General features: G+C 72.5%; 3 protein-coding genes. 1 reads left to right on the forward strand and 2 read right to left on the reverse strand.

The features are described 5' to 3' along the window. Window positions 1-99: 99 nt before the first annotated feature. Window positions 100-1,329 carry an acyl-CoA dehydrogenase family protein gene (locus ACFXA3_RS40135; protein WP_385195984.1) on the reverse strand — a complete coding sequence of 410 codons (1,230 nt, stop codon included), beginning with the start codon at window positions 1,327-1,329 and terminating at the stop codon, window positions 100-102. A 191-nt stretch (window positions 1,330-1,520) separates the two neighbouring features. Here ACFXA3_RS40135 and ACFXA3_RS40140 point away from each other — a divergent pair, with 191 nt between their 5' ends. Further along, complete coding sequence (locus tag ACFXA3_RS40140; RefSeq protein ID WP_385195986.1) at window positions 1,521-2,165, forward strand: TetR family transcriptional regulator; 645 nt, start codon at window positions 1,521-1,523, stop codon at window positions 2,163-2,165. Between the two features lie 52 nt (window positions 2,166-2,217). Here ACFXA3_RS40140 and def read toward each other — a convergent pair whose 3' ends face one another. Beyond that, on the reverse strand, window positions 2,218-2,781 hold the full coding sequence (gene def, locus ACFXA3_RS40145; RefSeq protein WP_385195988.1) for a peptide deformylase: 564 nt from the start codon (window positions 2,779-2,781) through the stop codon (window positions 2,218-2,220). Between the last annotated feature and the right edge of the window lie 124 nt (window positions 2,782-2,905).

The following is a 2,905-nucleotide window of genomic DNA, read 5'->3' on the forward strand; positions in this document are numbered from 1 at the left end:
TTTCTCCCACACGCGCCCCGCGCCCCGGGGCCGGGCGGGGGGGCGGCGGCGCCGGGGGGGGGGGGCGGGCGCCCCCCCCCCCGCGGCCGCGGTCCCGGCCTAGCGGATCGGCATCTCGGAGAGCGTGCGGGCGATCACCAGGCGCTGGATCTCGCTGGTGCCCTCGAAGATCGTGTAGATCGCGCTGTCGCGGTGCATGCGCTCCACGGGGTACTCGCGGGTGAATCCGTTGCCGCCGAGGATCTGGACCGCCTGGGCGGTGACCTTCTTGGCCATCTCGCTCGCGAACAGCTTCGACATGGAGCCCTCCGCCGAGGTGAAGGGCTTGCCCGCGACCGCCATCCAGGAGGCCCGCCACACCAGCAGGCGGGCCGCGTCGATCTGGGTCCGCATGTCCGCGAGCTGGAAGGCCACGCCCTGGTTGTCGATGATCGGGCGGCCGAACTGCGTACGGGTCTTGGCGTAGTCGAGGGCGACCTCGTACGCCGCGCGTGCGGTGCCGACTGCCATGGCGCCGACCGCGGGGCGGGAGGCCTCGAACGTGGCCATGGCCGCGTTCTTCACCCGCTCGCCGCCGCCCGCCCTGGCCCGCTCGCGGGCCCGGGCGAGCCGCTCGTCCAGCTTGTCCTTGCCGCCGAGCAGGCAGGACCCGGGGATGCGGACGTCCTCCAGGACCACCTCGGCGGTGTGCGAGGCCCTGATGCCGTGCTTCTTGAACTTCTGGCCCTGCGACAGGCCCGGGGTGTTCGGCGGCACGATGAAGGAGGCGTGGCCCTTGGTGCCGAGCTCCGGGTCGACCACGGCGACGACGATGTGGACGTTGGCGATGCCGCCGTTGGTCGCCCACGTCTTGGTGCCGTTGAGCACCCACTCGTCCTTGGCCTGGTCGTAGACGGCGCGGGTGCGCATCGAGCCGACGTCGGATCCGGCGTCGGGCTCGGAGGAGCAGAAGGCGGCGACCTTCACGTCGTCGGGGGTGCCGTACATCTGCGGGATCCAGGTCCCGATCTGCTCCTCGGTGCCGTTCGCGACGACGCCGATGGCGGCGAGACCGGTGCCCACGATCGACAGGGCGATGCCCGCGTCACCCCAGAACAGCTCCTCCATGGCCATCGGGATGCCGAGGCCGGTAGGGTCGAAGAACTGCTGGGCGTAGAAGTCGAGCGAGTAGATGCCGACCTTGGCGGCCTCCTGGATGACGGGCCACGGAGTCTCTTCGCGCTCGTCCCATTCGGCGGCGGCGGGCCGGATCACGTCGGCCGCGAAGCCGTGGATCCAGTCCCGCACCTGCTTCTGGTCGTCATTGAGCTCCATGGTGAACTCCGCCATGTCCCCTCCACCTGTGCATCCACCAGTGCGTTACTAGCGGTAACCCTTACGGTGGCCACAGTCTGTTACCGACGAGTAAGCACTGTCAAGCAGAGTCGTTCCCCGGGCAGCCGATTCGTTCGCGAGGGTGTGCGGGGTGTTACGTTGCGTGGGCGTCACGCACCATCGCAAGGGCGGGGAGAGAACACGTCATGGACACCACTCAGCAGACCGGGGAGCCGGGAGCGGCCGAGCGCCGCAGGCGGGAGCTGCTCGAAGCGGCCGACCGGGTCGTCCTGCGGGACGGCCCGAAGGCGTCCATGAACGCCATCGCGGCGGAGGCCGGCATCACGAAGCCGATCCTCTACCGGCACTTCGGCGACAAGGCCGGGCTCTACCAGGCCCTCGCCGTCCGGCACACCGACGCCCTGCTCGACTCCCTGCGGGCCGCGCTCGACGCCCCGGCCGAGCGCCGCAGCCGCGTGGAGTCCACCCTCGACACATATCTCGCGGCCATCGAGGCCCGCCCGCAGGTGTACCGCTTCCTGATGCACCCGGCCGAGGATTCGCACGCCGCCGAGCGCGGCTTCGACGTGGGCCTGCACTCGGCCCCGCTGCTGCGCCGGCTCGGCGAGGAGCTCGCCCAGGTGATCGGCGAGCGCGTGGACCTCGGCCCCGGCGGCGAACGGCTGGCCCGGATCTGGGGCCACGGCATCGTCGGCATGATGCACGCCGCCGGGGACTGGTGGCTCGGCGAGCGCCCGTGCGAGCGCGCGGAGTTGGTCGCCGGCCTCACCGACCTGCTGTGGGGCCGGCTGGCCACGGCGGGCAACCGCGCGGACGGCCCGGGCTTCTAGCCGGCGGCCGCGGGGGCCGCCGGCCGGCCCCGGGGACCGGCGGGGACCTCGCTCAGCCCTGAGCGGCCGCACCCGCCCGCGCGCCCCACGGCGTCCTGCGGATCGCCCGCCGCAGCCGCCGGGCGCGCATCCCGGTGACCCGGTCCGCGTAGACCGTGCCGTCGAGGTGGTCGCACTCGTGCTGGAGGCAGCGGGCGAAGAACCCGGTGCCCTCGATCCGTACGGGCGCGCCCGCGGAGGTGACCCCTTCGACGACCGCGCGGTCGAAGCGCACCGTGCCGGCCTCCAGGCCGGGCAGCGACAGACAGCCCTCGGGGCCGCGGAACTCGTCCCCGTCGGCCGCCACCAGGCGCGGGTTCACGATGTGCCCGACGTGGCGCACGTCCTCGTCGTCGGGGCAGTCGTACACGAACACCCGCTGCCCGACGCCGATCTGGTTCGCGGCGAGGCCGACGCCCTCGGCGGCGTACATCGTCGCGAACATGTCCTCGATGAGCCGGTCGAGGGCCGGGCCGAATTCGGTGACCTCCGCGCAGGCCGAGTGGAGCACCGGATCGCCCAGCAGGCTCATGGTGCGGACGAGGCCGGTGGTACCGGGAATGGGGCGCTGTCGCATGGCCGTAAGCGTACGACGGGCGAATATATGAGGAGATCCGCGGGGCCCCCGGGGCCGCCGCCCCCGCCAACCGCCCCCGCCTCTACAACCGGGGTGGCCCCAAACCCCCACTCACCAACAGCTT

It is taken from the genome of Streptomyces sp. NPDC059456 (genome assembly GCF_042750055.1).
Taxonomy (GTDB): domain Bacteria; phylum Actinomycetota; class Actinomycetes; order Streptomycetales; family Streptomycetaceae; genus Streptomyces.